The following is a 26,988-nucleotide window of genomic DNA, read 5'->3' as shown; positions in this document are numbered from 1 at the left end:
ATGGCCGGACGTCCCTCAAACCGTGATGAACGCTACGCTCAAGTGATGCAGGCCTTGGTGCGCTGTGTGGCGCGGTTTGGGCTTGAGGGCGCCTCGCTCTCTCAAGTCGCGACTGAAGCTGGGCTGTCCCGCCCATTGATCCGCCATCATCTGGGCAATCGGGAAGAGATGATCTCAGCGCTTCAGGACTATGTACTGCAGAGTTTTACCGAGCAGACCGCGGCATTGACCGCTGCTTTGCCTGCCAAAGAGCCGAGTGCCGCACTGGTAGAGCTTCTGTTTTCTGAAACCACCGGGGCGACGCCCGATCTTGTGCTGGCATTCGCCGCCCTAACAGCACGTGCCGCCGAGGACACCGATCTGCGCGCTGCTTGTCGTGAATCACTTTTGAGGTTCGAAGCCACAATCGCTGAGACTCTACGCAAAGAACATCCGGAGGCTGATGCTTATGTCGTACACGCCACGGCCCATAACATCACGGCACTTTACTTCAATGTAACGTCGCTCGCTCCCCTCGAAATGCCCGAGGAGTGGGTGCAAACAGCGCGGACGCTTTCGCGCAATCTACTGAAAGAAATGGAAAAGAAAACATGACCCAAACCCGCATTCTCAACTACGTCACCTTTGCTGTCCTGATGGTCAGCACGGCCATGGGATATCAGGCTTTGTGGGGTTTGTTGTTCCTTTACTGGACGATCCCGAATTTCTATTCGGGACACGCGTTCCTGTTGTCTGACGTTACGCGTCAGGACGACCCGCTGCTGTTCTGGCTTGTTCAGATTGCGTGGATTGTGCTGGGCGCTCTTCTTGTCGTTCTGGATTTCTTTCCTCAAACTATGGGAGGTGCATGATGTCCCGAATGCTGCATCTTTTGCCGGTTGAGGCCTATACCTCGCAGGATTGGTTTGACCGCGAACAGCGCGACATCTTTTCGAAAACCTGGCGCTATGCCGGTTTCATGGAGGATGTCAGTGAGCCAGGACAGTATATTTCTGTTCAAGCCGGTCTGAACAATATCTTCGTCGTCATGGGGCGCGACCGCCGCCTGCGGGCTTTTCACAACATCTGTCGGCACCGCGGCACGCAGTTGATCCGCGCTGTCGGCAAGACACAAAAGGCACTAACCTGCCCGTATCACGATTGGACATATGATCTGGAAGGCAACCTGATCTCGGTTCCGGAAGAGCACGAGGAGTTTGGCAAAGTCGACAAGTCCTGCTTGGGACTGAAGCCCGCCAAGGTCGACATCTGGAAGTCGATGATCTTTGTTCACCCCGACCCTGACGCACCGTCCATCACCGACTGGTTCGGACCAGTCGAGCCACATATCGGGCCGCATGTTCCAGAAGACCTGGTCGAGTACGAAGAGCTAAACAACAGCTACGAGATCAAAGCCAACTGGAAGGTCGTGGTCGAGAACTACATTGATGTCTACCACCTGAGCCACCTACATTCGAGCACGTTGCAAATGTACGACCACAAGGCGGCGAAATACCATTGGGAGGGCCCGCACTATATGTTCTGGGAGCCGCCGGTAGACGCGTTCCTGAAAGATCAGGAAAGCAAACTGATTGCGCCCCGGGTGATCCCCAAGGACATGAATGGCGCTTGGGTGCCAATGCTGTTTCCGGGCATCGGTTTGGCGGGCTCGGAAGACGGCTGGAACGTTTTCATTATCGAACCGCTTGGTCCGGAGCTGACCCGTGTGTCCAATCGTGGACGGGTCTCAAACAGTTCGGGATGGGAATTTGCCAAGCAATCGATGAAATCCTCGATGTTCTGGACCAAATTTGGTCTGAGCGGGAAATACGAAGAGCACGACGCGATGAGCGAAGATGACCCGATGGTGGCAGGTGATTTTACCGGTGAAGATATCTATGCCTGCGAACAACAACAGAAGTCGTTGAAATCCCCGTATTTTGAAACGGGACCCGCCGCCGTAGGTGAAAGCCCCGTTGTCGACCATCAGAAGGTTGTCCTTGAATGGCTGGGAGAGGCGAAATGAGCGCGCGCAATTTCCACCCGCTAACCGTTCTGGACACCCGTGATGAAATCGGTGGTATGGCCAGGACGGTGATGTTCGATGTGCCCGAGGCTCTGCAAGAAACCTTCTCCTGGCGCGCCGGCCAACATCTGTCATTTCGCTTCATGGTGAACGGAGAGGAACAGCGCCGCAGCTATTCAATTTCGTCGTCACCCTTTACCGGCGACCCGCTGCGGATCACTGTGAAACGGGTCAAGGATGGTGTGGTCAGCAACCACATCAATGACACCGTGCAAAAGGGCGACGTGATTGATGTGATGCCGCCCTTTGGCGGGTTCTGCCTTGATCCCGGCACAAAAGCCCGCCGCACACATTACTTTTTCGGTGCGGGGTCTGGGATCACGCCGCTTTATGCAATGCTCAGTTCCGTGATGGCGGCTGAGCCGAACTCGTTCGCGCATCTGGCCTATGGCAACAACAACGAAAAATCGATCCTGTTGCAGCAGGAACTGAACTCTGTCTGGGAAGATAATCCTGAGCGGATGACGATCCACCATCTCTTTTCCAAGCCAGGATTTTGGTCCTCTGCCGATTACTGGCGAAAAGGCAATATCGACAAGGCTGCAATTGAAGCCCTGATCGCCGAGAACCCGCCTTATGCTCAGGACGCGCAGTATTACGTCTGCGGGCCGGGTGGGATGAACAACGCCGTGAAGGCGGCGCTGATGTCGCTCGACGTGCCTGCCAGCCGCATCCATATGGAAAGCTATGGAGGGAACGCTGATCTTGATACGAGTGTTGAAGGTCTGGCAGCGTCGGCTGAGGTCACGCTGAACGGGCAAACCCACGCGGTTAACATCGCTCAGGGCCAAACAGTTCTAGAAGCGGTCAAGTCTGCAGGCCTCAAGCCACCATTCTCGTGTCAATCTGGCGTTTGCGGCGCTTGTCGCGCAAAACTGAGCCACGGCGATGTCCATATGCGCGCCCGCATGGCACTTGAAGATCGCGACATCGACGGCGGTGCGATCCTGACCTGCCAGTCACTCCCGACAACCGAGAAGCTTTCACTTAGTTATGACTGACAAGATCAGGATTGATGAGGCAGGAACATTCTATTTCGCCTGCATCGGCCTAACGCTGGCAACCTGGCGTATTAGCTTCACGCTCGGGGCGTATGGCGAGGTATTTTATGGCGACATTCTTGCCATATGGTTTGTGTCGATTACGGCGCTAATCGCCAGCTTCGTGCTCGGTCGGAATATCGACACAGGCCGATACCTTACATGGTGGGGCGTGGTCCTCATGCTCCTACCAACTGTGGTCATGACCGCGGCTATTTGGTCGCCGGATGTTTCATCGCTACAGACGATCCTGCCTTGGTTGCTTGTTCCATCGATCCCCTACATCGCCTACATTCTGTTCTCGGTGGCAGCACCGGAAGCTGTTGAGCTTCACGACCGCAGGCTATTTTACTGGCTGATCGCGATTTTACTTCTGGTTAACGTAATCAGCTACTTTGTTGGGGCATTCAACTATGCTTTCCTGAGCTGTGAGGATTTTATTGTGGCAGGTGACGAAGCACCGTCCAACTGCTGGAAGCCGGAAAGATGAAACCCGCATTCACACTGATAGTTATCGCGTTGTCGCTAAGCTTCATGTGGGGGTGCGCGCAAGCTGACTCGCCCAATCCATGCGTGCCGGAAACGGTGCCAGGCGAAATCATTGTTGAACTCAAAGATGCAAGCAGGTCACCTGAAACACGAGCGCTCATCGAGCGCATGGAAAGCGTACGTTTTGAGAAGATCCTATTTGATGACCCAGACCTTCAAATATGGCTGTTAACCGCTCAAACTGGCCAAGAGGATCAACTCATCAGAGACTTGATGCAAATATCAAATGTTGCTACGGCGGAAGCCAATCAATTGGGTTGTTTCGATGGATGAGATGCCAATAGCTTGTGAGTTCCTGCTCGAACGCTGAAATTAGTGTAGTACGCAGCATCTAATCCTTTTGCACCCTGCACCTAGTTTCCCTACCTGTTCCGCCTTTTGCGACAGACCCTTTCCTTTTTCGACGCATAGCTTTTTATTTGCCGTTTATGGTGAGGTTAGTCATGGAGTTCCTTTAATAGTGGCTTTAAGCGAAGCCCGTCAGGGCGTTCGTCTCCAAAACCCTCTCTTAGCAAATGGCCCTAAGTGGTCCCACAAGCGCTGACTTCAGACACTCTTGAACAGCTAAAGTGTGTTCGCGGCCGATCATAATTGGGATCGGCCCGGGCTGAACAATCATGCAAAACAAAAGGAACGTCCCAATTAGAAAGTACCTATTGTCGCCGTCGCGGCGCCTACTCTTCCCGTTATCAACAAAATAAATCCGTTTTTCCAGATGCTGCAATCGCTCGAACGGCAGCTATTTGGTGCCATCACCTGAGATTGAGGCTTTTTTGCATGAGTCAGAGTATGGATAGCTAGACCTGAACGTTGATTGTTGCTTCAACCTCACCATTCACATCAACGTAAACCATGGAAACGCTTTCAGCCTGTTCGTCTGACATGCGGCGGAATAGGCTGTCTCGTTTGTTGTCGGGGTCTCCGGCGACGTAATACTGTGTGGTCAGCAGTTCAGTTTCACCGTCGAAAACCTTCACATGGATATGCGGCGTCCGCCCCGGATATTTGCCCGGTTTGATCGTGCGGAAACTATAGCTCCCATCTTCTCCAGTGATGTCATGGCCAAAACCTTGGAACCCTTGATCATAGGTCACGTTGCGATCATCGCCGGGGTGAAGGTATTTTCCGTTCAAATCACATTGCCAAATTTCGATCCGGTGCCCGGCCCGGGGCATGCCGTCAGCGTCGGTAATTGTGCCTTTAAGAGTGATCACCTCACCGCCTGCTTCTTTGACAAGGCCCATCACCTTTACCAGATCATTATCCACATCGGGCATACGCATGGTTGGGGTGGGGTAGAACGGTCCCTCCGTTGCTTGGGGAGTAAATCCGGCAGCTTCGGCACGACGCCAGAAGAACGCACCACTGGCGAATGTGACCAAACCGGCAAGAATTCCGCGACGAGTGTGTTTGCTAGCAGACATAGCTGGCTCCTTGAAATGGTTACGAACGGCCCATCTTCGCATCGAGGCTCCAACGACCGGGGCCAGCAAAGACGAGATAGAGGAAGGTGAAGCAGAACAGTATAGCCAATTCGCCGCCGTTCAAGATCGGGTAAAAGCTCTGGGGTGCGTGAGCCATGAAGTAGGCACAGGCCATCAGGCCAGACAGCAAAAACGCAACCGGCCGGGTGAAGAGGCCCAGCACAATCAATGCGCCGCCGAACACCCGGTGGCTGCGAAACCTGCCATTCGAAGCCTTTTGTCTTCGAATGCCGCAATGCGGGACTCGGCCAACATTCGCTTCTTGCGTTTACTTCCGCAGAATCAATTCGCATATGCCGTACAGATAAGACCGTGCCGCAGCCGGGTTGTGAAGGTGGTCAGTGCCGGGTCATTTTGACGAATGCACCTAAACCGCCTATTCGCCGCATGCCATCATAGGTCAGGGTAATGGATTTGCCGCCCTGTACCGTTTTCCAGAAGATCGCGCTCCATCCAACGGCGTGCCGCATCCAGATCTGCATCTAACCCGGGCACATGGCTGCGCAGCACTTCAAGACGGGCGCGCGGCAGGAGCAGGGCAAATTCTATGCGCGACAAGAAACTATCGTTTTCTTTCCGTTCGTCAGCCCAGAGCATTCGCTCAACGATGGCCATCACCTCGGTGTCGGGCTCTACCTGTAGCTCTAGTGCGTCGAGAAGCGTGGTCGCCACTATACTCCGGCGCGGATTGGGAAGTTCGTCGCCCGAAAAGACGCCCATGCCGATCCACGGCTTCGCAATCAACGAGCTGAACTGTCGATCCGCCGGCGAAGCTGACAGGCGCGGCAAAAGTGCGATCAAGCGTCGATGCAATTGCTCGGCACGGTCCGAAACTATGTTGCGGTCGTAGTCTTTTTCCAATGCGGTGCGCCGCAGAACCGTGAGGTCGCGAACGATCTTTGCGACCTCAATCCGCGGTCCCAGGGTTTTACCTGCTGAAACACGTGTGCGCGCCTCGAATTTGTCAAAGGCGTCGAGGTTCCCCGCGGCCAGGGCCGTTTTCAGGACATACGAGCTTGTTTTGAAATAGGTGTCCAAATCTTCGGAGCGGTACCACCGGCGGTTTAAACTTGATGCCCAATAGCTGTCAAAAAGCGCCTCCAACCCGTCAAATTCACCAACCTCCATTTGGCAAAACATGAGCCAGGATCCAGTGAAACTCAACGGCAGCGTTGTTGTTCGCAGTGACGTAGGGGTACCCAAAACCAGTTCCGCTTGCCCTGATTTGTATAACCCCCTTTCGATAAGATATGTGGCGTGGAACCAGGCCATCCGCTTGCCCAACCCCTGATCTTCTTGGTCGGACGTGTTGATCCATTGGACTTGGGAAAGGTGACCGTTGTCGTCAAAACCTGCCACTGGAAGTGTTTGGAATTGGAAGCCGGGCCCAACGGGCATCAGGAAACCCACGCCCAGTTGCTGTCCGACAGTCACCACCGCCAGAGCGTCGTCAATATCAACCGTCTCCGGGTCGAACGACAGGGCACCTTCCCGCAGTCTCTGCAGTTTCCAGCTGTCCTCATAATTCTCCAGCTTGTACGCAAGGTCTAACGCCAAGAGCAACATTTCGCTTGTCTCACGCGGCCCTTCGGATTGCACGGCGTCCAGGATAAGCGCCATCATCCGGCCCATCGCGGCATGGGCTTCATCATTGTTGCCACAGATCAGTGCACAGATACCAATCAACCCGTTCAGGGTGACCTGTTCTTCGGAGTTCATGTCTGTGACCAGCGGGCCACGATCTGTGAACGCTCGGATCTTAGTCAGTGTTGCACGATCGGGATAGCCTCGTGCAGCGCTGCCGATGTCGGTACCAGCTGTCGCAGCTTGTGACCAGATCTTGATCCACTGATACATATAAGAGGCGGTGCGCGCTACGTCTCGCGCATCGAAGCCCTGGCGCGGTACAGCCTGAAGGAAGTGGGACATGACAGTCTGCGCAGTCGCTAGGATGATGTCGGACATCTCTGGGAGGTGTCCGTTGTTGATCAGCTCTATGAGTCGGCGTTCCACAACGTCAATCAAGTTCCAGTCGCGCGCACCCTGCAACCTATCGGCAGATTTCGGCAGGTATCCTTGGTCTTTGTCGGCGACGAGTTCGTTGAATTGGCGTAGGACGACGGTGTAGTTCGTTTCGGTCCCCTCAGTGTTCGCCAGCGCGAGCTGGCGCAAGATTCCGGCGATCTTGGCTGGTCGACCGTTGGGGTGACTGCGCTGCAACGCGTCGATGCGCCCGATGACTTCCTCCATTTGGTCATCCGACAACAATGCAACCTCTCTGCATCTGTCCGAAATGTCGCGAGCAATAGATAAGACTTCGTGTGTTGTGCTAATCTGTACGGCCGGTTCGGGGACCTCTACATCCGCGTCGATCTCTACGTGCTGACCCTCCAGGCGACCAAAGCCTTTTGGCCGGCGATTGGGCAAAATGGATAGGAATTCCCTATCAATTTCGTCATACCTACTTGTCTGTTTTGCCCCACCCGCCAATTCTCGTTGCATCTCGCTATCAAGCCGGGTCAGAGCCAGTGCACGCTCTTCTAAGTATAGATTGGCGTAGGCTTGTTTGAGCTTGCTCAATGTGACGCTTTTTTCCTCTCGACGTGTTTGTGTGGCAACATCAGTACCTGCCTCTGATGGGCCATCTGACGCAGGGCGTAGGTAAAGTCTGGTCTGCATCAGGAATCGCTTTACATAAGTTTCTGAGTCGTATTTCAGTACATCAACCGGTTTTGAAGCGTCGTTCATAGCTTCAGCGAATTTTGATCTTTTGGGCGCTGGATCATCCATGGTGTCAAACGGCCGCTTACGGTGATCAGAGCGTCGCCAGACGTCGAAAGCGGTGTGCAAAGTGTCAGACGTAAAGGGCGCTGTATCGCCGTCGGCCGAAACATCTACCACACCGTTCAACAAACGCAGCAACTCGTCACAGTATCGGCGTAAAGCGATAGATGCGCTTCCCGATACCGGTCGTTTGTTGTCTTCAGTCGTTGCGTCCTCAGCGGCATGCAGCATTTCACGTAAATTTCCGCGGCGGAACATGAAAGATTCCCCCGTCACAAAATCGTCGATGAAGGGGAAATCATAGATGTCCTCTTCATCGAGACTATTGAAATAAGCGTCAATCACCTTGCGCTTGTTCCAAAGAGCAACTTCCCGACGGTCGCGTTCGGCCCGATGCGCACGCGTCCCTGTGGCTTTTAGCAGCACCAACCGGGGTTTGATCAGCGGCTGGCTAGGGTTCAGGCCGGTAAAGAGTGTACTGACACGTGCCATGCCTTCGATGGACTGCATGGCAGGTGTGCTGACCAGCACAACCGACGTCGCCAGGTTCTGGATCGTCGCGATGGAGTTCGCGTTGTACCCGGTGCGACCGTCTATCAATACAAAGTCGTATCCGGCCATCTCTTGCAAAGCGAGCTTGAGGCCGTTGAGCGCCGTTCGCCCCTGTCGGTCCATGACCCGCGCACCTATGTCAATGGCGAGCAGGTTTGACACGTAGTTGAGCGACCCCGCATTTACTGACGACTTCAAAGATCCTGGACCAAGCAATACGAGGCTTCCCGCTGGGGGAGTCAGTGCGTTTTCTTCGGCGTGGCGATGGACGGGCGGGTCGATTTTGGTCAGATAGTCTTTGTTTTGCTCGGTCAGCGCTCCGTCTTCGGCCAGACGTAGTTTTGCGGCGATGTTTTGAGCAACCATTTTGGTCCGATTCGCTTCCGCCTTTTGGCCTTCACCGATCTCGACACTTGGATCAGCTTCTTCGCGGATGAGGTCGATATAACCGCGTTTTTGGCGCCATGCATCACCCAGGACACCCTGACCCCCGCGCGGCTGGTCGACGCGATCGTCGAAGAAGTCGCCGAGGCCTGGTGCCTCAAGGTCGACATCCATGACAAGCACGCGCTTTCCCGCCGCGGCAAGAAAGGCAGCCGTGTTGGCCAAAAGGAATGACCGACCGGCCCCGCCTTTGAACCCGTAGAAGGCTATGATCGGACAAGACATTAACTGACCTCCACAGTGTTATTTTGTGTGTCGAAAATGCCTGAGAGAAGACCCAGAATCCTTTTCGGTTGGGTGTCAATCGGCGCATTCTGCTTTGGCTTTTCGAAAACGAATACTTCGGCATATTGCAACGTCACGCCATCGGATTCCGTACGTTGCAGATCCACAGGAAACCAACCGCGGCCGAGCCTGATCGACATGTCATTCGCAATGGCGTAATCTTCCACCAGCGAAAACATCTCAGCTGGTGCGTCCCGAAGTTCATCGGGTAGGTGTTTGGGCAGGTTTGCAATCGCATAGCGGCCGCCGGGGTGGGTTTTGTGCTCAGCGGCCAATATGTCGCGAATGCGCTGAAGTATCTGTTGTTCGTCCTCCGGTGGGTCATTGATTTCGAGCCGAACCATTTCACCTTCAACCCTTGTTTCGGACGCACCGATTCCAGCCGCTGCGCCGATGAATACGATCTCGCTACTTTGTAGCAGTTCAGAGTAGTCGTAAGTCGCTGTTGTGGTTTGCGATGTGACCTTCAGCTGCTTTACTTGCGCAATATCAGTTGCGGGGGCAGGGTTATGGGCCAAGCCGATTTGCCTGAGTCGCTTTGCCAGAACACCAAAATTCCTAGGCAGTCCGCCCAAGCAAACGATATGTTTCCGGCAGAGCGGACAGGTCGGCAAATTCGTCTCGACATGCCCATCGCATAGGCCAATCATTGGGGCGACGGGCAATTCGCGATTGTCCTCCCAAAATGCACGCATCGACCACGCAATCAGGTTCCAGCCTAAAATGCGCAGCTCTTTCTGGTCCAGATCAGCTTCGTCGTTTCTCGGGATGAAATGTGTCTCACGTATGACCAGCGGGTGTTTTTCATCAATTGCGTCCTGCCGCCAAGATTTCCTGTCTATTTCGCCGACAAATTTCTGCATCATTGTAGCACGTTCCTGACGATTCAGGCCTGGTTGAACTACACGCATGACATCTGCGAAATCGATGTCAGATAGCTCTCCTTTACCGGAAACGAACACGACGCAATTGAAACTAGGCATCAAGCGCCTCCCGATATGCCATACTTAGCCTATTGATTTGTGCTATATGATCAGCCCGGGCTTCATTGTTTTTGAAACTGCGCACGATTTCGGTCAGTGTCCTTGTGTCGATACCTTCTTCAATGAGATCATTGTTGGTTTTCAACATGCGCTTTATCAGGTCTTTATAATCAGTTGCTTCGTAGCTGGAACCTGCTTGCGTGACTGTGGATAAGGTTTCTTTGAATTCACTAAAAAGCTGCGCCACGCGCGTCTTCAGATTTTCTCGCTTTCGCAAGCCGGAACTCTCTTCCTTGCGGTTGGTCAGATAGAATGCGACCGCAGCGCCGGTGAAACCCAGAAGTGTCGCAAGCCAGCCTTGAACCGCGCGTCGATCAGCGGCCGGGTCAGACACTGGTGCGGCGAACCCGTGGCGTGCCAGGTGTTCGGCTGCGGAATCATCTGATGCCGCCGGGTGGGGGCGCCCGCTTCACCGGTCCTGTTGATCAGACATCGCCTATCCCGTCCGTGACCCGATCCCTGCCATCCAAGTCTTCGCCCGGCGGTTCATCAAAGGTTGATTTCCGCGCTGCATGGCCGCGATGAAATCAACGCTCTTGCAGCGACTTTCTCACCGCATTCGCACACACCTGAACTGAAGACTTACGCTGTGAGCTCTTTGTTGCCACGGGCTATGACTTCGACGAGGGGCCGCTTTGTCCTAATGATCAGAAATGCATGCCATCTGGGTCAGAATTGAATTGCACGGCTATCTTGTTTCCTGAAGCTGATCGGCCCACCTAGGTGGTCCAGTTTGAATGTTAGTGCGTGATTGCGTGGATTCCATCGGGATGATGGTTTCCGGCGCCGGTGGGCGGTAACCCAAAGCACTGTGTGGTCGTTTGGTATTATTGTGTTTCCTCCATTGTGCGATCAGGATTTGCGCCTCCCGCAAGCTGTTGAAGACTTAGCCATTGAGCAGTTCATCGCAGAGCCGGGCGTCGAAGCTTTCGCAGTATCCGATCTCCCAAGGCAATCCCGGCTCGATGTAGGCGGCCTTGGCCCCCGACAGCTGTAATCCAGTCCCGGGCGGCCTGATCATGTTCGAAACCAATCTTCCTGGGCGTGGCGGGTTTGAGGTCTTGCGTCCGCTACGGCGTCGCGGCGACTGCGTCCCTATCATATTGCTGATAGCACGATTGGGTACAGGCGCTCGTGTGGAAAGGTTTGACAGCGGAACCGACGATCACCTTATAAAGCCGTTCCTAATGGATCAGCTAGAAGTACGCATCAGAGCACTTTCACGACGTAAAGGCTTCGATTGTGGGGCTCATGAGAGACTTGGTGAGCTCGAGTTCGATCGCACCATGCGGCAAGTCAGGGCAAGTGGCATCGCGCTAAACATCCCATAGCGAGTGCTGGCGGTCTTGAAGTGTTTGCTGGAGCGGCGCAGTCGCATTGTGGCCGAGGCCCACCTGACCGACCACGAATATGGAAGTTGGTGATGATATCGACAACAAAGCAATTGAGTCCCACGTGTCGAGCCTGCGAAAACGCCAGTTGAACACGGCGCCTACACTAAGGTCCCGTGTGGGCATGGCTATATGCATGAAATCTCCAGTTGATGCGCCGTGCTTCGCTCAGACTACGGCTCTTGGGTTGATATTGGTACTATTGGTCTTGATGGCTGTGACCTTGGGGTGTTAGCGCTCCAACGTGGCGCTGCTAAGGGCGGAGGAGCTGTTTGACCGGTCCCTTCTATCCGCCGCGCTCGCGATTTCACACCATGTGGTCGTGTCGGGTGAGGACGCTCTGTCGCTAATGACCTCTGACCTGGTCCGAGACGCAACAGGGGACAAGTTTTCAACCACGCCGCTTGCCCCCGAGGGCAGCAACGTCACGGGCTTTGCCTAGCACCCCGCCAGCTTTTTTACAGACGGGGGCACACTGAACCTACCGCATGCTGTTGAAGCGATGTACCGGACTGAAGGGGTTCGGGCGCTGCAAGTTATCGAATCCGCTACCATCCGAACTTCGACCGGAGATAAGATCGTCACCGTCTGGCAGCGGCTTGAGGATCAAAACAAATTTGCGGTACAGCTTGCGGCGCTCCGCAATGTTGATTGGTGGTTCCCATGCGATCCTCGACACGCGCTCCGTCACCGTGGGACTGTGTCAATTATTAACATCGAACATGGTGCCAGTTTGACAATTCCGTTGCCGATTGAAGCGAGCTCTTAATCCCGATGGCTCCGATTCAAACTCAGAGTTCCAGTTGATTGGCAAGCCAAGCAATTTTCACGACTATATGTATGGAGAAACCCTCAGCGACATCGTGTGACATCGAAAACTCTAGTGGTCGAAATGGCCCGCCATTGCCAGTTGCAAATTTGCGACGAAGGGCGGCAGAGCCCACTCTTTGGCTATAAAACTGGAGCCCAGCTAAAGCGCAGTTCGAAGATCGCGCTTCAAACTTGCTATTTTCTGCCTCACTTGATGACCGGCTGTCACCGGCGTGATGTGCCGATTTCTACACGGTGATCGAATGTCCCAGACGACGCCCAATCCGCGTCTGATCGTACTTAGCTCAAGGCCGCAACATTCCAAGACGCCGACGTTTGCCTGCCCTTCTGCACGCTCACTGATTTTGCTTCGTTCTTGCAGTAGCTTCGTGAACTGTAGTTCGGCATTGCCGTCAGCTATTAAGCATCTTCAGCACTGCGTCGCGTTCGGACAGTACCAAAAGCAAGGCCAAGTCGTCGGGCGCTAGATGCTCCAAGATCATCTCGGCACCCCGCGTCGGAGAAGTGGCTCTCAGGACCTGCTTCGCATCATATCCATGCTCCAAGACAGTCTTTTCGATTTGGGCGGGGATTTCTCCCAACTCGCGCCCTCTTAGGTAACCCTCCAATTCTGCCGCTACGATCACATCGGGGTTGAAATTCAATGCAGTCAACGTCACGTCCGTGATATCCTGATCCGACCTATCACCCGCATGGCTGAGCATGATAAATCTGCGCTTTGCGGGCAGGCCTGACAAGGCCTCGCACACTGCTGCGATTGAATGTGGGTTATGAGCGAAATCCACAAAGACGCGCGCATCGTTGTAACTGAATTCGTTGCAGCGCCCCGGATTGTCCTTTGCATCAGGCTTGAAGCGGGACAGCCCCTTGCGGATGGCATCCATCGGAACATCCATAGCACGGGCGAGGCAAAGCGCGGCCAGCGTGTTACTGATGTTGTACCGCGCTGCGCCGCCCATGGTCAGGGGAACGTCGAACACGCTTGACACCACCTCATCAGAAGTGCCGTCAAAGAACACAATGTTCTCGCCATCGAGGAACGCACAGCAGTTTCCATTCTCTCTTGCCTGCTGAATCTGCGGGGTCTGGGGGCTTAGCGACAGCCACCAGATATTGGCCTTGGTTTCTTTCGCCTCGGCGACGACAAAAGGATCATCGGCATTCAGCGCGAGGATACCCCCGTCTGACAAGGTGCGATGGACAGCGAATTTGGCCTGTGCCAGTTCCGGCACCGTGTTGACGCCATATTGCCCCAGATGGTCATTGGCCACGTTCGTGACCGTTGCCGCCGTCGCCGCGCGGGTGGGCAGACCCCGGCGCAGGATCCCGCCGCGCGCCACTTCAAGGCAGGCCACCTCGAGCCGTTTGTCACGCAGTAGCATTCTTGCTCCGCCTGGTCCGGAATAGTCTCCGCGATCCAGTATATCGTCACCAACACGCACAAACTCGGTGGAGGTTAGACCCGCCACTTTGCCGGACGCGCGGACAATTGCTTCCAACAGGCGCGCGGTAGTGGTCTTGCCATTGGTGCCGGTGATGAAGGCTATGGGAATGTCGTGCAACGCATCCCAGTTTACCTCGTCTGGGGTGGGAAGGGCACTGACGGGCCATGTCTGGCTGCCGGTGCCGTGACCGATCGAAATCTCATCATCATCACACAAAATGTCGACGCTATGCTCCGCAGACGCATGAATGAGGGAGATCAGGGCCGGGTTGGCCTCCTTGGTCATAACCTCCTTCACGTCCGCGATCATGCTGTCAAAGTCACCGGGTGTGGCATCCACCAGTTCGGCCGCGCAGAAATGCCAAGCCGTTCGGGCTGCGAAGATCGCCGAATAAAGCTGATCCATAGGGGCCGAGATTGCGAGGTTGACTCCACCGCAGAAAGCCCGGGATGTCAGTCCTTCCTCCTGCCACCCCAATGCGTCGAGCACTTTACGGGCGTGGCGCTGCCACAGATCCACAATTCGCGACGTCGGCACATCTTCGAAGAAGACATCCATCACCGCGCCCGGTCGGTTCCATAGCATCCCCGGCCCGGTCAGGCGTCGCGCATCATCCACGCGAATATGATCCGCCTCGGCGCTGGTGATTGTCAGCGCATTCTCAAGATATTCGATCCTATCCACTCCGGCCACTCAGTCGGCGTCTTCGCTGACATCACGGGCCAGACGCACCCCGCGTTCGTCCCGGATCAGGGTTTGGTCGCTGTCAAGTAGGTCTTCAAACTCAGAGGCCTCTTTTGGGGTAGCGATGGCAACCGATGAGACCTCTTCCGATTCCTCGCCCGAGTTGAAGTGAATGATCTGTTTCCAGCACCGTGTGGTGTTGTCGCCGAAGATCACCAGCAAATCGCCGGGGGCGGCCATGGCCAGAGACGCATCCACCGCTTCGACCTCATCTGGGATAATGCTGATTGCGTCTTCTGTCACCCCATGGGCCATCAGGCCCGCTTGCAGCATTTTCGGAACCTCATCTTGACCCCGCCCGCGCCGATGGTCATCGGCTTTGCAGATATAGTGATCGAAGTGGTTGGCAACGACAGATGATGCATCGGCGATATCCTCGTCCCGGCGATCCCCGGGCATTGAGAGGACACAGATCTTGCGCCCCTCAACATCCATCCGGTCCGACATAGCGCTCATGGCACCAAGAGCGGCCGGGTTATGGGCATAGTCGAGGATCACTTTGAATGAATGCTCGTCGAACACGTTCATACGCCCCGGTGCCTGAAAGAAGCTGGTGTCGAACGTACGCAGACCATGGCGAATATTGTCCAGATCTACGCCGAAACTATAGGCCATCGCGGTGGCAAACATGGCGTTCTGCACATTGAAGATGGCCTTGCCTTCCAACGCCGCCGGGATCAGGTGTGACCAGAGAACCGGTATATGCATTCCATTGTCATAGATGGTCAGCATGTCGCCATTCATGCCTAGCTCGAGCACAATCGCCTTGCCACCGGATTTGATATGTTCCTTGACCAGGTTGTTGTTCGGATTGGTCGTCACATAGAAAATCGTCTGGGCATTGGCATAATCCGCCATTTTGAGGCAGTTAAGGTCGTCGGCATTCAGAACCGCTGTGTCCGTGGCACTTTCTACAACAACGCGCTTAACGACCGCCAGTTCCTCAACCGTGTTGATACCGCCCAGTCCCAGATGGTCTGCCGAGACATTCAGACAGGCCGCAACATCCGAACGTTGGTACCCAAGACCCGAGCGCACAAGTCCACCACGTGCGGTTTCCATCACGGCGAAATCCACCAGCGGGTCGCGCAGTACGATCTGGGCAGACTTGGGCCCGGTCATGTCCCCCTTTACACTTAGCTTGCCATCAACATAGACCCCGTCAGTCGACGTAAGGCCAACAATGTTGCCACTGGCTTTCATGATATGCGCCAACATACGCGAGGTCGTGGTTTTACCGTTGGTGCCCGTTATGGCCGCAATCGGAATACGACGAGGTTCCTCGACCGGGAACAGCATGTCGATCACCCTACCCGCCACGTCGCGCGGTTCGCCCTCGGATGGGGCGACATGCATACGGAAGCCGGGCGCTGCGTTCACTTCGACAATCGCGCCACCAATTTCCTTGTAGGATTTGGTGATATCGTCGATCAAGAAATCAACGCCGCCCACATCAAGGCCAACGGCCATGATTGCGCGTTCTGCCATGTCGCGGTTGTCAGGATGTACCACATCTGTCAGATCGATTGCGGTGCCCCCGGTCGACAGATTTGCGGTTGAACGCAGATAGAAGATCTCACCATCGGGCAGCACGGTATCAGACGTGTGACCGGCCGTGTCCAGGAGGCGGTTGGCCTGATTGTCAATCTCAAGCATGGTCAGCACTTTTTCGTGGCCGATGCCCCGGCGGGGGTCTTCGTTTACGATGTCGACCAGTTCAGCGATTGAGTGTTTGCCGTCACCCACCACATGGCCAGGAACCCGCTTGGCCACAGCGACCAGCTTGTTGTCGACCACCAGCATGCGGTGATCAAACCCTGTGATAAAGCTTTCCACCAAAATGGCGCGGCTGCGGGAATGCTCTTTGGCCTCGGCAAAGCCTGCCTCGACCTCGTCAGGCGAATTTAGGTTGATCGAGACCCCGCGCCCGTGATTGGCATCGAGCGGCTTGACCACAACCGGATACCCAATCCGTTCGGCGGCGCGCACCGCTTCGCGGGGGTTATAGACCATGCGCTGATGTGGCACCGGGAGGCCCAGATCATTCAGCAGGTTATGGGTATCTTCCTTATCGCAGGAAATCTCGACCGCGATGTGTTTGGTTTCCGAGGTGATCGTTGCCTGAATACGCTTTTGGTACTTGCCGTGCCCAAACTGCACAAGCGAGCCTTCGTTCAGACGGATCCACGGGATGTCGCGTTCTTCGGCGGCCTTTACCAACGAGCCGGTCGACGGGCCGAACTCTTTTCGCTGCGCGCGAAGAACATAGCTGCGCAGCTCATCTTCCCAGTCGAAGTCATCGTCAAAATCAAAGTCTGTCTGATCCTTCAAGGACCGTGGCAACAGATGCATCAAAAGGCGCATCGCCAACTTGCCGGCTGCAAGACCCACATCACGCTGACGATAAGCGTAGACCATGTTGTATTGGCCCGGGACACCGGTGCCGCGGGTCCGGCCAAAGGTAACATCGGTACCAGCGACATTCTGCACCTCGATGGCGCAGTGTTCCAGTATGTGACCCATCCAGGTGCCCTCGTCTTCCCGAAGGCGGCGAATGAAACCGCCGGGTTCGCGATACGAGCAACCGTGTTCAGAAAGACCGGGAAGAGCCTCAATCAATGCATCAATAAACTCGGAACCAATTTTTGCCGATGGCCACTCCTCCAAGACACCCAGATCGATGACGTGTCGTATGACCGGAAAACTGGCCCACACATTCGGGCCGACAAATACATTGGTTGAGATTATTTTCATGAAGCTCCCCGTTGGTTATCTTATTGCCCCCCCCCACTGGCGGTCTCGTCCCCGGATAGATCGGGAAGAGTGCAGAACGCCATATGCTCATCTGGCGGAAAAGCCTGGCGAGCGGTCAGATCATAACGGCATCCTTCGCCCAGAACGTCAAGCCGCAGCCCGAGAAGACTGAGCGCTTCACCCGCACGCGCATCCCACATCGAGGAATGCGTTAGATGATTGGCATCCACAACAGTGACCGTACCGCTGCCCACAACTTCGAATACGTTGTCTGGGCCGATAAAGGCCGCTGTATCTTCATCAATACCAAGACCGATCAAAAAAGGGTTGAAAGATGAAGCGGTTAGCAAGCGACCCAGCCGATTTCGTTCAGTGAAGTGCTGATCGATTATAACTGCATTGGTTAGCCCCATACCCGGCGCCAGTGTGATGTTGCCTTCAGCGGGAGCAGAATTGCTGCTTCCCCCTGCAACCATATGTTCGGACATGATCGACGCCCCTGCCGAGGTTCCCGCAACCGGCACGCCGGACGCATTCCGGCGACGAATTTTCTGTGCGACCAGTGTTCCACCCAGAATCGCCGACAATCGAAGCTGGTTGCCACCGGTCATGAAAATCCCCGTGGCACGGTCCAGCATCTCGGCATAATCCGGGTTGTCACAATCAGCACGGTTGGTGATTGGTAAGAATTCCACCTGCCCTGCCCCCAACTCTGAAAAGATACGGTGATAATCCGGGCCCGTATCCTCAAGCATCGACGCGGTCGGGATCACAATAATATCGGCGTCCTCGCCTCCCGAGAGCTCCACGAATTTACGATGAATCTGCATTTCTTTCACGCGATCTTCGCCACCTCCGATTGGGATGATGAAACCGCGTGGCTTGTCGTCGTCAACTGGTGCAGGGCACATCTTCTTCTACCTTCTTTCGCAACCTGCTGGGGTTCCACCCCTCCTCAGGTATCATTCATATGTTCCGTACCGGACCGCTTGGCCGTCACGAATATGCCATTCCCCCCGCGCCATTACATGGCGTATGCCCAGATCTTCGTTCAGAACCACCAGATCGGCATCCATTCCCGTGGCCAGGCGCCCTTTGCGGCGCAGCTTTAGAAGATCGGCTACATTTGATGTGAACGGTGCGAGTGCCTCTGATAACGGCACGTCCGCTCGCACGAGCTCCCCTAAGGTCTCTGGTAAAATATCGCACAACCCGACGCCAAATCGTGTCAGATTGCCTTCGTCGTCAAAGGCGGGCAAGCAACCGCCACCGTCAGAACTGATAGTGAACCGGTCCAGCCGTCCCCCCGCATCGCGAAATTGCAGATAGGCATCGGCAGCCGAAATCCCAGGATCCACATGCTCACACGGAAAGGCAGTCGCATCGACATAACAACCATGCCGAGTCAGCGCGATGGCTTCACGAAACAATGGCAAGTTGCGATTAATATGCGTCGGGTTGAACACCCTTGACGGGATTTCACAAGTCTCAATTGCCTGTTCCAACATAGACAGCCCACGCGCACCATCACCCATGTGACAGTGAACAATCCCCGCCTTGCCGGTCATAAGGCCGGCGACATGGGCCTCGCTGGCGATACGTAGAAGTTCGTCCAGCGTTGGTTGGCTGGACCGATGATCGCTGATCGCAAGCTCACCCACCCCAATAACCGGATCGAGAAACACGATGTCACCGCGTGCAGATCCTGTCAAAGTGGTCAATGGAACATGATAGCCGCCAGTATGACACCACGCTGAAAGCCCTTCTTCGCGCAACCCATAGGCTTGCTGTACCAACGTCTGGGTATTGCGGGTCAGGTCGTCCGTGCCCAGGACCCCGACCACCGACGTGACACCGGCTTTGGTGAATGCCGACAAAACCATAGGCGGCACCCGGCTGGCCGGACCGGTCTCACCTCCGCCGCCGGTGATGTGCGCATGGCCGTCAATCAATCCGGGCACGATCGTGGCGCCTTCGGCATCAAAGATTTCTACGTCAAACAAGTCAGGCAGGTCTGGCATCGTACTGCCGAGGTAAACGATACGTTCGCCCGCAACGACAATATGACCGATGCCCAAACGGTTTGGCGCATGGATAAGAGCGTTTTTGATCAATTTCAGCATGTTTCAATTCCATCAACGGACGCAATCGCACGCGATTTGCACCGCAAACCAGCAAATAGCCACCCCAATTCTCCGTAAAGCACTATGCCGACCATATGCCAATAGTAGTCGTCAGGAATGTGGGCGCGGACGTTAACGGTGCCCGCCCCTCAATGATCGATCCCGCTCGCGCCGACGGGTTGATTGAATTTCGGCCCAAGTGGTCGAGCAATGCGGCTTCTGCTCCTGCAACGATGACCTCTCCTTGGGACTAAACAATTCCGTCATCGGGTAACGACCGATCAAGGATGCAGCATTGGTCAGTTCAATACCACCCGCGTTCAGCTGAATTTCGGCATGCCGACCGACACGATCACTTTAGACGGAAATCGCGACACGATCACCGCGAATCTTGTTTTAGGGTTGTAGAGTGAGAGAACGGCCAGCCGAATTGCGACAGAGCAAAGGTCACTTCAAACCGAAGCAGCGCCGGATCTGCCAATTGCGATACGTTATCGAGGCCTTTCAAATAACCGCATCTGATCAGACCTGCCGACAACCAATAATGCCCTTTGTGACAAATCCGTGCGGGAGCAGATGCGATGCCATGGGAGGACTCTCCGCAAGGGCACCAGACTAGGCAGCAGCCTTCTCGTCTTGCTCAAAACCGGTCAGGGAGTCCCTCCGCGCCAGATTGGCGAAAGGTGCAGCTATCAATGCAATCCCGATGCCAACCAGTGCAAACAGTGCAAGAACGCCGACGGCTGCAAATCCTAGCCCGGCCATGGCAATGGCCGCTACAAACAGAATGGCGCCGGAAACGGCAGAGGTGATTTTGTTGATCAGGGTGTTCATGTCGGTATCTCCATTTTCATCGTTCGTTTCGATGATACAGATATGGAGACCGTGGTTTACTTGTGCCTGTCCAGAACCTTACAAATCTGCAAAGTTGAGAGCGACCTTAAGACCCCGAGGTTTGTTCTGAGAGATTTCCAGTTTAGCGCTGTGTCGATCCGCGACAGCGCGCACCAATGCAAGACCAAGACCTGAACCGTCGGCGCTGCGCGACGCGTCCAACCGGACCATCGGTTTAACGATCTCACCGAACTGCGAGGACTCCACACCCGCTCCGTCATCGTAGACCCCGACGGAGTGACCTTGTGCAAACAAGGTGATATTCGGCCCTCCGTGCACCAGCGCATTCTGGATTAGATTTGCCAAAGCCTGCACTAACATCTGGCGATCAGCTTCGATCTCCGAATCGCAGGCGGTTTCAAGGATCAATTTCTTCCCTTCGTCCTCGACCACCGCTTCGAAAGTCTCAAAGACGTCTTGAATCAAGATATCCAAAGCAACCGGTTCGAGGCCTTCTTTGCCCTGCGCAGCTTCAATGCGTGCAACCCGCATGATCGTGTCAAAGATTTGGGAAAGGCGCTCGGCTTCCTCTAGCGCTGCACCACGACCCCGCCCGTCGGGCAACATCTCTAATTGAGCCCTTAGACGTGCAAGGGGGGTACGCAAATCGTGGGCGATGCTCGCACTTAGATGACGGGTCTGGATAACAAGACGTTCAAGTTCGGCCGCTGTGGTGTCCAAATGCCGTGCGATGTCGTCCAGGTCATCCTTTGTCCTTAGGTGCTCGGTTCGCGCAGATAAATCGCCATCTGCCAACCGACCAAGAGTTCGATTTATCAGCACGATCCTGCGCTGCGCCAAAAGACCGGCTCCGAAACCAATCGCGAGTGTTAAGCCGATCACGATAAACGCGGTGGTCCACAATATTCCCGACAAAAGCTCTTGTGCCTGTTCGCTTTCTTCCAGTGGAACTGCCACCATCACAGGTTCGCCCTGACTGTCTTTGGCAACCAATACGCGCCAGACCTCAGATCGAAATAGACTTCTGCCAAGCTCGACGGTTCCACCGCCACGGCGCACAGCGCGCGCAAAGGCGGTGGGAAGACCATCCAAATCATCCCTTGCACGCAAGATCATCGCAGGACTTTCACCTCTGGCGTCTTCCAGTTCCGACGCTCCTGCTAATGCGACAAGCGAGATATCTATGCGTCTTTCAATCGCGGACTGGCCCAGGGTAAGCGCAACAAAAATGGCGAGGGCAAAACCACAAGCAAAAACTGCCGAAAGCAACAGCGATAAGCGTAAAGCCGAGGATCGCCGAAGCCACCTAAATCGTCTCAGAAGCCTATTTGCCAAATACATATCCTTCACCTCGACGCGTTTTCAACAATGCGTCTTCAAAGGGCTTATCGATCTTTGATCGCAGGCGGCTAATGTGAGTTTCAACCACGCTAGTGGTCGGGTCGAAACTCATGTCCCAGACTTGCTCAAGCAACATCGTGCGTGTCACCAACCTGCCCGGTCGGCGCATGAAATACTCCAGAAGCTTGAACTCCTTGGCCATTAGATCAATGGCCTGCCCATTGCGCTCGCAACGCCGAGACAGGAGATCTAGCGTAAGGTCGCTGTACTTCAGTTCGGTCTGTTGGAGGGGGGAGCTGTCATTACCATCACCACGTCGACCAAGTGCACTTACCCGAGCAGACAGTTCTGCAAAGGCAAAGGGCTTGGTCAGATAGTCGTCGCCACCAGCCTCGAACCCTTCAACACGCGCATCCACCTCACCCAATGCTGTCAGAAAAAGAGCCGGTGTATTGTTTTTCGACGCTCGCAGTGATTTCAGCACCGCCAAGCCGTCCAGACTGGGTACCATACGATCTAGGATGAGTACATCGAAGCCCTGTCCTATGGCGGCCATCAGCGCATCTTTTCCATCCGTGAAGTGATCGACAACATGACCTTCTTCCCGAAGTCCGTCAGAGACCCATGCGCCAAGTTGGTCATCGTCTTCCAATAGCAAAATTCGCATGGTCGTCCTGTATCATAAGGTGAAACGGATTGAGGCTGCCGTTACCGGCAGCCTATAGAGGAATCATCAAAGATAAAATCCGTCTGAATTTATGCGTCGTCTGAATCGTCGTCACTGTCACAGTCTTTGTCGTCTGTCTTGACCTTCAGAACATCGCCCGTGTCCGCTGCAATTTTCACCTCTCTCTCAACGCCATCCGCATCCGTGATCTCGACTTCGTAGATCTGCTTTCCGCGGCGATCTTCCAGTTCGACTTCGGTGACTTCGCCGGGAACTTCGGACAAAGCAATTTCGATCACCTGTTCTTCGGTCAGATTTGTTGCATCCGCCACTGATTGGGCGGATACCGCGCCTGCAATGCTGCCTGCCAGAATCAGACCTGACAAGGCGCCAGCCGTGATAAGTTTCGTGTTCATTTCGTTACTCCATTTTGATGTTTGGGAGGGCGTCTTGCCTTCCGATGGAACAGAGATGGAGCACTAAGATCACAATTGCCCGACATGAAGCTTACAGTTTCGTAAGGTCGTAATACCGATAGACAAGACGGTTTCGTATAGAAGGTTTCCGCCCTTACCTGACATTCGCTCATGTCTGTGCATTTTTGTATCGCCCCATCACTGGCTGCGCAGAACAAGATCTTCCCGCGTATCAGCGCCCGCATTCTTGACACAAACCAAGCCTGGGCGGCCTTCTCGATATTCGCCCCCAACTAGCCCGGCCTCGACATATATTTCGACTTCTCAGACCGCCGGTCTGATCTAATCTGTGACGGATTTGATGCCGCCGTCAGGGCCGGCGGGCTGGAAAACAGCGAGCTTATGGTACGCAATATCGGCATACCGAGATATATTTGGTCGTCGGCCCTGACTATTTCGCCTCCATGACCGAGCCGAACGGTCCAAGCAATCTCGACACATGGAAACGGATCAGATTCACCATGCGCCCAAATCGAGCGGAGCTGACATCATCGGTGGAAAAAGTCGAAGCTGTCGTCAGACAAACATGCGTTTCAGTTAGTTCTGCCGAAGCCCTATATGAGTTCGCAGTACCTGGCCCGAGTGTCACAGCGATACCGGATCACCGCGCACACCACGGTTTCGACCGAGAAGATCTGACCCACGTTCTCGCGGCGGGAAACTCCAATCTCTAGGTCCATACGCCGTCTGGCCAGGCCAGACCCGTCGCGGAAACTGACCACATGTTTGTCAGGTTTCTAGCAAATGATCCTTGTCAGAGCGGTTGTGAAGTTCCGTAAATCGCGGTCTCGGCAGGGGTTCCAAACCGAAGCGAGGGGCTCACTTGACCCACTGTCCGCACGTGAACAATGCCTTCTCTCCGCAAATTGCCGCAAACCAGTTTGGAAATCACCAATCGACTCGCTCATAGGTTTCGGTGCTAGTCACGGCACTCTCGTCTCCTTCGTAGATCGGCACCGGCTCCGCCATGACATCGTCATCTGAGTTAATCTCTTCTACGCCATCTGGATCGGCATCCCACGCATGGTCGTCGGTTTGGTGTACATCAACGCTGTCGGCCACTAGCAGCACCTCATCAATACTCGCTTGCTCTGTCGACACATCTCGGTCGCCCACCGCCAACGAGAAGGGGCTAGAAGTGTTAACTGATACGCCATTGAACGCGGTGTCCGTGATAAGGACATTTCCCTCAATAACCCCTTCAAACCCAGGCGGCGGTGAAATCTCCAGCGCCACGGTGTCCTGCGCTGATACTTCCACCGGCCCACCGTCTGTGACCACTGATACACCACCTGACGTAAGAATAGTGTCTGCAGGTAATCCATCCAGTTGGACACTCGCATCCTCGCTTATGTTCGAGAAACTCAGACCCAACTCCAAGGTCCCATTTTCCTCCACATAATCATCAAGATCAGCCGAGACGAGTTCGCGACCTTCGGTATCTGGCCCATCCCACTCCAGCTTCAGGCCGGCGTGGCCGTAGTTCTCAAAATAGCGCACTTCAATGTGATGGGTTCCAGGTTCCAACTCGATTTCACCGGATCGCGTTCGGAATCCATGCAAACCATCGTTATCAATCACCGGCTCACCGTTAACATATAGAACAACGCCATCGTCACCGCCCGCGAAGAATTTGTAGGAGCCGCCTTCTTCAATCCTAACTTGACCTTCAAGTTTCGCACCGAATGTATCTATAGAGCCACCTTCCCAGAACGAACCGCGTCCGTTGGCGTAATTGATATCTTGAACGAATTCTTGATAAGTTGGTTCGCCGTTCCAATCGATGTCGTCGATCTTGCGTAGGCTGTAATCAACATCGAAATAACTTGCGGTAAACCCCCCAACCATATTTGCTTCAGGCGCACTGAGCTGTGCTTCATTTACCGCAAAATCCAACGGATAACTCACCTCCGCAATCTGGTCTGGGCCAGTTCTGATCGCTACCGTTAAGCTGGCGTCGACAAAACCAGTGAAATCGGACGGTGGCGTGATCGATAAGGCGTCTGTGTCCCAACCTGAAACGTCTGCCGAACCCGTGCCGTCCACTATGACATTGGCGCCACCAGCGGCGACAACAGCACCATCTGGCAAACCCGTCAACGTAAGAGTGTCTTCCACGCCGAGGGCTGCATGATCAAAGTCCAGATTTAAGGTGAGTGGTATACCGCTGACCGTTTGCAGCGCATCCAGCCCGGGCGCCGCCACAAGTTCGCGCCCGACCAGTCCCGGGCCTTCCCACTCCAGTTTCAGGCCGGCGTGACCGTAGTTCTCAAAATAGCGCACTTCGATGTGATGGGTTCCTGGTTCCAATTCGACCTCACCAGACCGTGTTCGGAATCCATGCAAACCATCATTGTCAATCACCGGCTCTCCGTTCACGAACAGCATCACACCATCGTCACCACCCAGCAGGAAATTGAAATTTCCACCTTCTTCGACCTCTATATTACCCGTGATTTTTGCCCCAAACGTATCCCTGGAGCCGCCTTCCCAGAATGAACCGCGACCGTTGATGTAGTTTACGTTGGGCGTCACCTCCTGATAGGTCGGATCACCTTCCCAATTGATATCGTCAAGTTTTGTCAGCCGATGATTAACATCAAAGTACTCGGCCTTAAAACCTGTGGTAGCGGAAAGACCGGGGACCTCTATGACGTTCAGACTGAATACACTGGTCACAGATGCACCACTGGCATCTGTCGCAGTGACTTCAACGTCGACCTGCGCGGCGGTCTCCTGGTCCAAGCGCTCGCCATCTTTCAGGCGCAACTCACCGTCAACCACTTTAAATCGATCATCAGACACTGAAAACTCGTGCGTATCTCCCGCGTCCGGGTCAATCACCGTCAGAGTCCCAACGACAGCGCCGCTTGCGTTCTCTGCGACGGCAAAATTCGATAGCCCGAGATTTATTGGCCCTTCATTTACATCAGTAACGTTGATCGCAAAGGCTTCGGTCACAGATGCACCACTGGCATCTGTCGCGGTGACTTCAACGTCGATCTGTGCAGTGGTCTCGTGATCCAAGCGCTCGCCATCTTTCAGGCGTAACTCACCGTCAACCACTTCAAATCGATCATCAGACACTGAAAACTCGTGCGTATCTCCCGCATCCGGGTCAATCACCGTCAGAGTCCCAACGACAGCGCCGCTTGCGTTCTCTGCAACGGACGTTTCGCTGATCTCAACTGCCTCCGGAGCACGATTGAGGATGGACTGCTTTTCTGCAGGCGCGGCAGGTTCGGAGGGTTGTGGGATATCACCAGCGTTGTCGCGGGACACAGCGGCGGTATTTGGAGTGTCAATCTCGGTCGTGGGTGCTAGAAATTTGCCATCTACGACGACAGTACTACTTTCGGACGCTGAGCTATGGCTCGGTCCGTCAACGTGCACCGATTCACCTGCTATTGATCGCGTTGCCGCGTCTGAAACTTGTACTTCGGGGGTGCTTTGTGTCACGGTTGATATCTGTACGTTAGCACCATCCTCTTCAACAGGCTGGGCCACGGAGACCGGCGCATTGCTACGACCGCTTCGTGCTACGTATTCAGCAGCCTCGTTGGCTCTTAGCTCTTTGCCATTCGCGGACCCGTGCAACGAGGCATTAAGCCCCTCAGCTATCACCGTTGCACCACCGAGCTGTCCACTGCCTCCCAACGCACCAGCTTCGTCTTGACCATAATGCAGCGCACTGCGTGTCTGATCGTCTTGCGCCACAACAGTGGTACCAGAAAACGCTTCTGTTAGCTTTTCTTTCTCGTCCAATCCACCTCGCTCATGAGAGCCTTCACCAAAAACATCGTCATCATGCTTCGCCATCCCGACACCACGTAATCTATACGAACCGGCATCCCGTTTAACCTACAGAACTTAACAACCTGCATTCAAAACCCGCGGTATTTAACTGAAATGCAGTTCGTTATCTCGCCAAGCATTTACCAAAACGAAATAGGCACCAAGCCAACCTGCAGAAACTTTTGTTGGATGGTTTTGCTAGGGCCTGTTAACACTATTACTTAGTGCTATTTGATGCTAGGTATCTGTTATGAATGAGATAACAGAAAATCAATACGCGCTGATCCAGCCCTACTTGCCAGTCCAGCGCGGGAATGTGC

The 26,988-nt window shown here is 54.6% G+C and carries 22 protein-coding genes and 1 pseudogene; 8 read left to right on the top strand and 15 right to left on the bottom strand.

Annotated elements, in window-relative coordinates:
* The 6 genes from V6N04_RS14125 to V6N04_RS14100 are packed head-to-tail and all read left to right on the top strand — an operon-like array spanning nucleotide 1 to nucleotide 3,927.
* Nucleotides 1-594 (top strand): TetR/AcrR family transcriptional regulator, encoded by a 594-nt coding sequence (locus V6N04_RS14125; RefSeq protein ID WP_371170838.1) that lies wholly within the window; start codon nucleotides 1-3, stop codon nucleotides 592-594.
* Entirely contained in the window at nucleotides 591-851 is a 261-nt protein-coding gene (locus V6N04_RS14120) for a hypothetical protein (RefSeq protein WP_371170837.1), read from the top strand. The genes V6N04_RS14125 and V6N04_RS14120 overlap by 4 nt, the downstream gene beginning before the upstream one ends.
* On the top strand, nucleotides 851-2,005 hold the full coding sequence (locus V6N04_RS14115) for an aromatic ring-hydroxylating oxygenase subunit alpha (RefSeq protein WP_371170836.1): 1,155 nt from the start codon (nucleotides 851-853) through the stop codon (nucleotides 2,003-2,005). Before V6N04_RS14120 ends, V6N04_RS14115 begins: the two co-directional genes overlap by 1 nt.
* Nucleotides 2,002-3,066 carry a 2Fe-2S iron-sulfur cluster-binding protein gene (locus tag V6N04_RS14110; protein WP_371170835.1) on the top strand — a complete coding sequence of 355 codons (1,065 nt, stop codon included), beginning with the start codon at nucleotides 2,002-2,004 and terminating at the stop codon, nucleotides 3,064-3,066. The genes V6N04_RS14115 and V6N04_RS14110 overlap by 4 nt, the downstream gene beginning before the upstream one ends.
* Nucleotides 3,059-3,595 (top strand): hypothetical protein, encoded by a 537-nt coding sequence (locus V6N04_RS14105; protein ID WP_371170834.1) that lies wholly within the window; start codon nucleotides 3,059-3,061, stop codon nucleotides 3,593-3,595. Before V6N04_RS14110 ends, V6N04_RS14105 begins: the two co-directional genes overlap by 8 nt.
* On the top strand, nucleotides 3,592-3,927 hold the full coding sequence (locus tag V6N04_RS14100) for a hypothetical protein (protein WP_371170833.1): 336 nt from the start codon (nucleotides 3,592-3,594) through the stop codon (nucleotides 3,925-3,927). Before V6N04_RS14105 ends, V6N04_RS14100 begins: the two co-directional genes overlap by 4 nt.
* A 524-nt stretch (nucleotides 3,928-4,451) precedes the next feature.
* On the opposite strand, the gene V6N04_RS14095 is transcribed toward V6N04_RS14100, so the two are convergent.
* From V6N04_RS14095 to V6N04_RS14070, 6 genes and pseudogenes are all read right to left on the bottom strand, one after another.
* Nucleotides 4,452-5,078 (bottom strand): dioxygenase family protein, encoded by a 627-nt coding sequence (locus V6N04_RS14095; protein WP_371170832.1) that lies wholly within the window; start codon nucleotides 5,076-5,078, stop codon nucleotides 4,452-4,454.
* A gap of 19 nt (nucleotides 5,079-5,097) precedes the next feature.
* The gene (locus V6N04_RS14090; RefSeq protein ID WP_371170831.1) at nucleotides 5,098-5,322 is read right to left on the bottom strand and encodes a DoxX family protein; all 225 of its coding nucleotides are present in this window, start codon (nucleotides 5,320-5,322) and stop codon (nucleotides 5,098-5,100) included.
* Between the two features lie 209 nt (nucleotides 5,323-5,531).
* The gene (locus tag V6N04_RS14085) at nucleotides 5,532-9,143 is read right to left on the bottom strand and encodes a KGGVGR-motif variant AAA ATPase (RefSeq protein ID WP_371170830.1); all 3,612 of its coding nucleotides are present in this window, start codon (nucleotides 9,141-9,143) and stop codon (nucleotides 5,532-5,534) included.
* A complete protein-coding gene (locus tag V6N04_RS14080) occupies nucleotides 9,143-10,186 on the bottom strand; it encodes a hypothetical protein (RefSeq protein ID WP_371170829.1) in 1,044 nt (347 codons plus the stop codon). The genes V6N04_RS14085 and V6N04_RS14080 overlap by 1 nt, the downstream gene beginning before the upstream one ends.
* Nucleotides 10,179-10,580, bottom strand: coding sequence for a hypothetical protein (locus V6N04_RS14075; protein WP_371170828.1), 402 nt, complete (start codon nucleotides 10,578-10,580; stop codon nucleotides 10,179-10,181). The genes V6N04_RS14080 and V6N04_RS14075 overlap by 8 nt, the downstream gene beginning before the upstream one ends.
* A 354-nt stretch (nucleotides 10,581-10,934) precedes the next feature.
* Nucleotides 10,935-11,262, bottom strand: a pseudogene (locus tag V6N04_RS14070) (integrase core domain-containing protein); the annotation flags it as partial.
* Nucleotides 11,263-11,265: 3 nt separating this feature from the next.
* On the opposite strand from V6N04_RS14070, the gene V6N04_RS14065 reads away from it, so the two are divergent.
* Nucleotides 11,266-11,577 carry a response regulator gene (locus V6N04_RS14065; protein WP_371170951.1) on the top strand — a complete coding sequence of 104 codons (312 nt, stop codon included), beginning with the start codon at nucleotides 11,266-11,268 and terminating at the stop codon, nucleotides 11,575-11,577.
* 304 nt (nucleotides 11,578-11,881) lie between these two features.
* Entirely contained in the window at nucleotides 11,882-12,079 is a 198-nt protein-coding gene (locus V6N04_RS14060) for a hypothetical protein (RefSeq protein WP_371170827.1), read from the top strand.
* A gap of 781 nt (nucleotides 12,080-12,860) precedes the next feature.
* Here V6N04_RS14060 and V6N04_RS14055 read toward each other — a convergent pair.
* The 9 genes from V6N04_RS14055 to V6N04_RS14015 form a co-directional block, all read right to left on the bottom strand.
* Nucleotides 12,861-14,597 (bottom strand): Mur ligase family protein, encoded by a 1,737-nt coding sequence (locus tag V6N04_RS14055; RefSeq protein ID WP_371170826.1) that lies wholly within the window; start codon nucleotides 14,595-14,597, stop codon nucleotides 12,861-12,863.
* A gap of 9 nt (nucleotides 14,598-14,606) precedes the next feature.
* Nucleotides 14,607-17,411 (bottom strand): cyanophycin synthetase, encoded by a 2,805-nt coding sequence (gene cphA, locus V6N04_RS14050; protein ID WP_371170825.1) that lies wholly within the window; start codon nucleotides 17,409-17,411, stop codon nucleotides 14,607-14,609.
* A gap of 20 nt (nucleotides 17,412-17,431) precedes the next feature.
* The gene (locus V6N04_RS14045; RefSeq protein WP_371170824.1) at nucleotides 17,432-18,322 is read right to left on the bottom strand and encodes a cyanophycinase; all 891 of its coding nucleotides are present in this window, start codon (nucleotides 18,320-18,322) and stop codon (nucleotides 17,432-17,434) included.
* A gap of 51 nt (nucleotides 18,323-18,373) precedes the next feature.
* On the bottom strand, nucleotides 18,374-19,534 hold the full coding sequence (gene iadA, locus V6N04_RS14040; RefSeq protein ID WP_371170823.1) for a beta-aspartyl-peptidase: 1,161 nt from the start codon (nucleotides 19,532-19,534) through the stop codon (nucleotides 18,374-18,376).
* Between the two features lie 615 nt (nucleotides 19,535-20,149).
* Nucleotides 20,150-20,368, bottom strand: a complete 219-nt coding sequence (locus V6N04_RS14035) for a hypothetical protein (RefSeq protein ID WP_371170822.1) — start codon at nucleotides 20,366-20,368, stop codon at nucleotides 20,150-20,152.
* Between the two features lie 78 nt (nucleotides 20,369-20,446).
* On the bottom strand, nucleotides 20,447-21,505 hold the full coding sequence (locus V6N04_RS14030) for a HAMP domain-containing sensor histidine kinase (RefSeq protein WP_371170821.1): 1,059 nt from the start codon (nucleotides 21,503-21,505) through the stop codon (nucleotides 20,447-20,449).
* Between the two features lie 208 nt (nucleotides 21,506-21,713).
* Complete coding sequence (locus V6N04_RS14025; RefSeq protein WP_371170820.1) at nucleotides 21,714-22,397, bottom strand: winged helix-turn-helix domain-containing protein; 684 nt, start codon at nucleotides 22,395-22,397, stop codon at nucleotides 21,714-21,716.
* 89 nt (nucleotides 22,398-22,486) lie between these two features.
* Nucleotides 22,487-22,813, bottom strand: a complete 327-nt coding sequence (locus tag V6N04_RS14020; protein WP_371170819.1) for a PepSY domain-containing protein — start codon at nucleotides 22,811-22,813, stop codon at nucleotides 22,487-22,489.
* Between the two features lie 948 nt (nucleotides 22,814-23,761).
* A complete protein-coding gene (locus V6N04_RS14015; RefSeq protein WP_371170818.1) occupies nucleotides 23,762-26,692 on the bottom strand; it encodes a PA14 domain-containing protein in 2,931 nt (976 codons plus the stop codon).
* Nucleotides 26,693-26,988 lie beyond the last annotated feature (296 nt).

The sequence above is a fragment of the Aliiroseovarius conchicola genome (genome assembly GCF_041403445.1).
GTDB lineage: Bacteria > Pseudomonadota > Alphaproteobacteria > Rhodobacterales > Rhodobacteraceae > Aliiroseovarius > Aliiroseovarius conchicola.
Note: the sequence above shows the minus strand (reverse complement) of the source record. Positions and strands in the feature narration are given on the sequence as shown.

Coding starts and splice junctions, on each gene's coding strand:
- V6N04_RS14125 (WP_371170838.1), top strand. CDS start 1: ATGGCCGGACGTCCCTCAAACCGTGATGAACGCTACGCTCAAGTGATG.
- V6N04_RS14120 (WP_371170837.1), top strand. CDS start 591: ATGACCCAAACCCGCATTCTCAACTACGTCACCTTTGCTGTCCTGATG.
- V6N04_RS14115 (WP_371170836.1), top strand. CDS start 851: ATGTCCCGAATGCTGCATCTTTTGCCGGTTGAGGCCTATACCTCGCAG.
- V6N04_RS14110 (WP_371170835.1), top strand. CDS start 2,002: ATGAGCGCGCGCAATTTCCACCCGCTAACCGTTCTGGACACCCGTGAT.
- V6N04_RS14105 (WP_371170834.1), top strand. CDS start 3,059: ATGACTGACAAGATCAGGATTGATGAGGCAGGAACATTCTATTTCGCC.
- V6N04_RS14100 (WP_371170833.1), top strand. CDS start 3,592: ATGAAACCCGCATTCACACTGATAGTTATCGCGTTGTCGCTAAGCTTC.
- V6N04_RS14095 (WP_371170832.1), bottom strand. CDS start 5,078: ATGTCTGCTAGCAAACACACTCGTCGCGGAATTCTTGCCGGTTTGGTC.
- V6N04_RS14085 (WP_371170830.1), bottom strand. CDS start 9,143: ATGTCTTGTCCGATCATAGCCTTCTACGGGTTCAAAGGCGGGGCCGGT.
- V6N04_RS14080 (WP_371170829.1), bottom strand. CDS start 10,186: ATGCCTAGTTTCAATTGCGTCGTGTTCGTTTCCGGTAAAGGAGAGCTA.
- V6N04_RS14065 (WP_371170951.1), top strand. CDS start 11,266: ATGTTCGAAACCAATCTTCCTGGGCGTGGCGGGTTTGAGGTCTTGCGT.
- cphA (WP_371170825.1), bottom strand. CDS start 17,411: ATGAAAATAATCTCAACCAATGTATTTGTCGGCCCGAATGTGTGGGCC.
- V6N04_RS14045 (WP_371170824.1), bottom strand. CDS start 18,322: ATGTGCCCTGCACCAGTTGACGACGACAAGCCACGCGGTTTCATCATC.
- iadA (WP_371170823.1), bottom strand. CDS start 19,534: ATGCTGAAATTGATCAAAAACGCTCTTATCCATGCGCCAAACCGTTTG.
- V6N04_RS14035 (WP_371170822.1), bottom strand. CDS start 20,368: ATGAACACCCTGATCAACAAAATCACCTCTGCCGTTTCCGGCGCCATT.
- V6N04_RS14030 (WP_371170821.1), bottom strand. CDS start 21,505: ATGATCTTGCGTGCAAGGGATGATTTGGATGGTCTTCCCACCGCCTTT.
- V6N04_RS14025 (WP_371170820.1), bottom strand. CDS start 22,397: ATGCGAATTTTGCTATTGGAAGACGATGACCAACTTGGCGCATGGGTC.
- V6N04_RS14020 (WP_371170819.1), bottom strand. CDS start 22,813: ATGAACACGAAACTTATCACGGCTGGCGCCTTGTCAGGTCTGATTCTG.
- V6N04_RS14015 (WP_371170818.1), bottom strand. CDS start 26,692: ATGGCGAAGCATGATGACGATGTTTTTGGTGAAGGCTCTCATGAGCGA.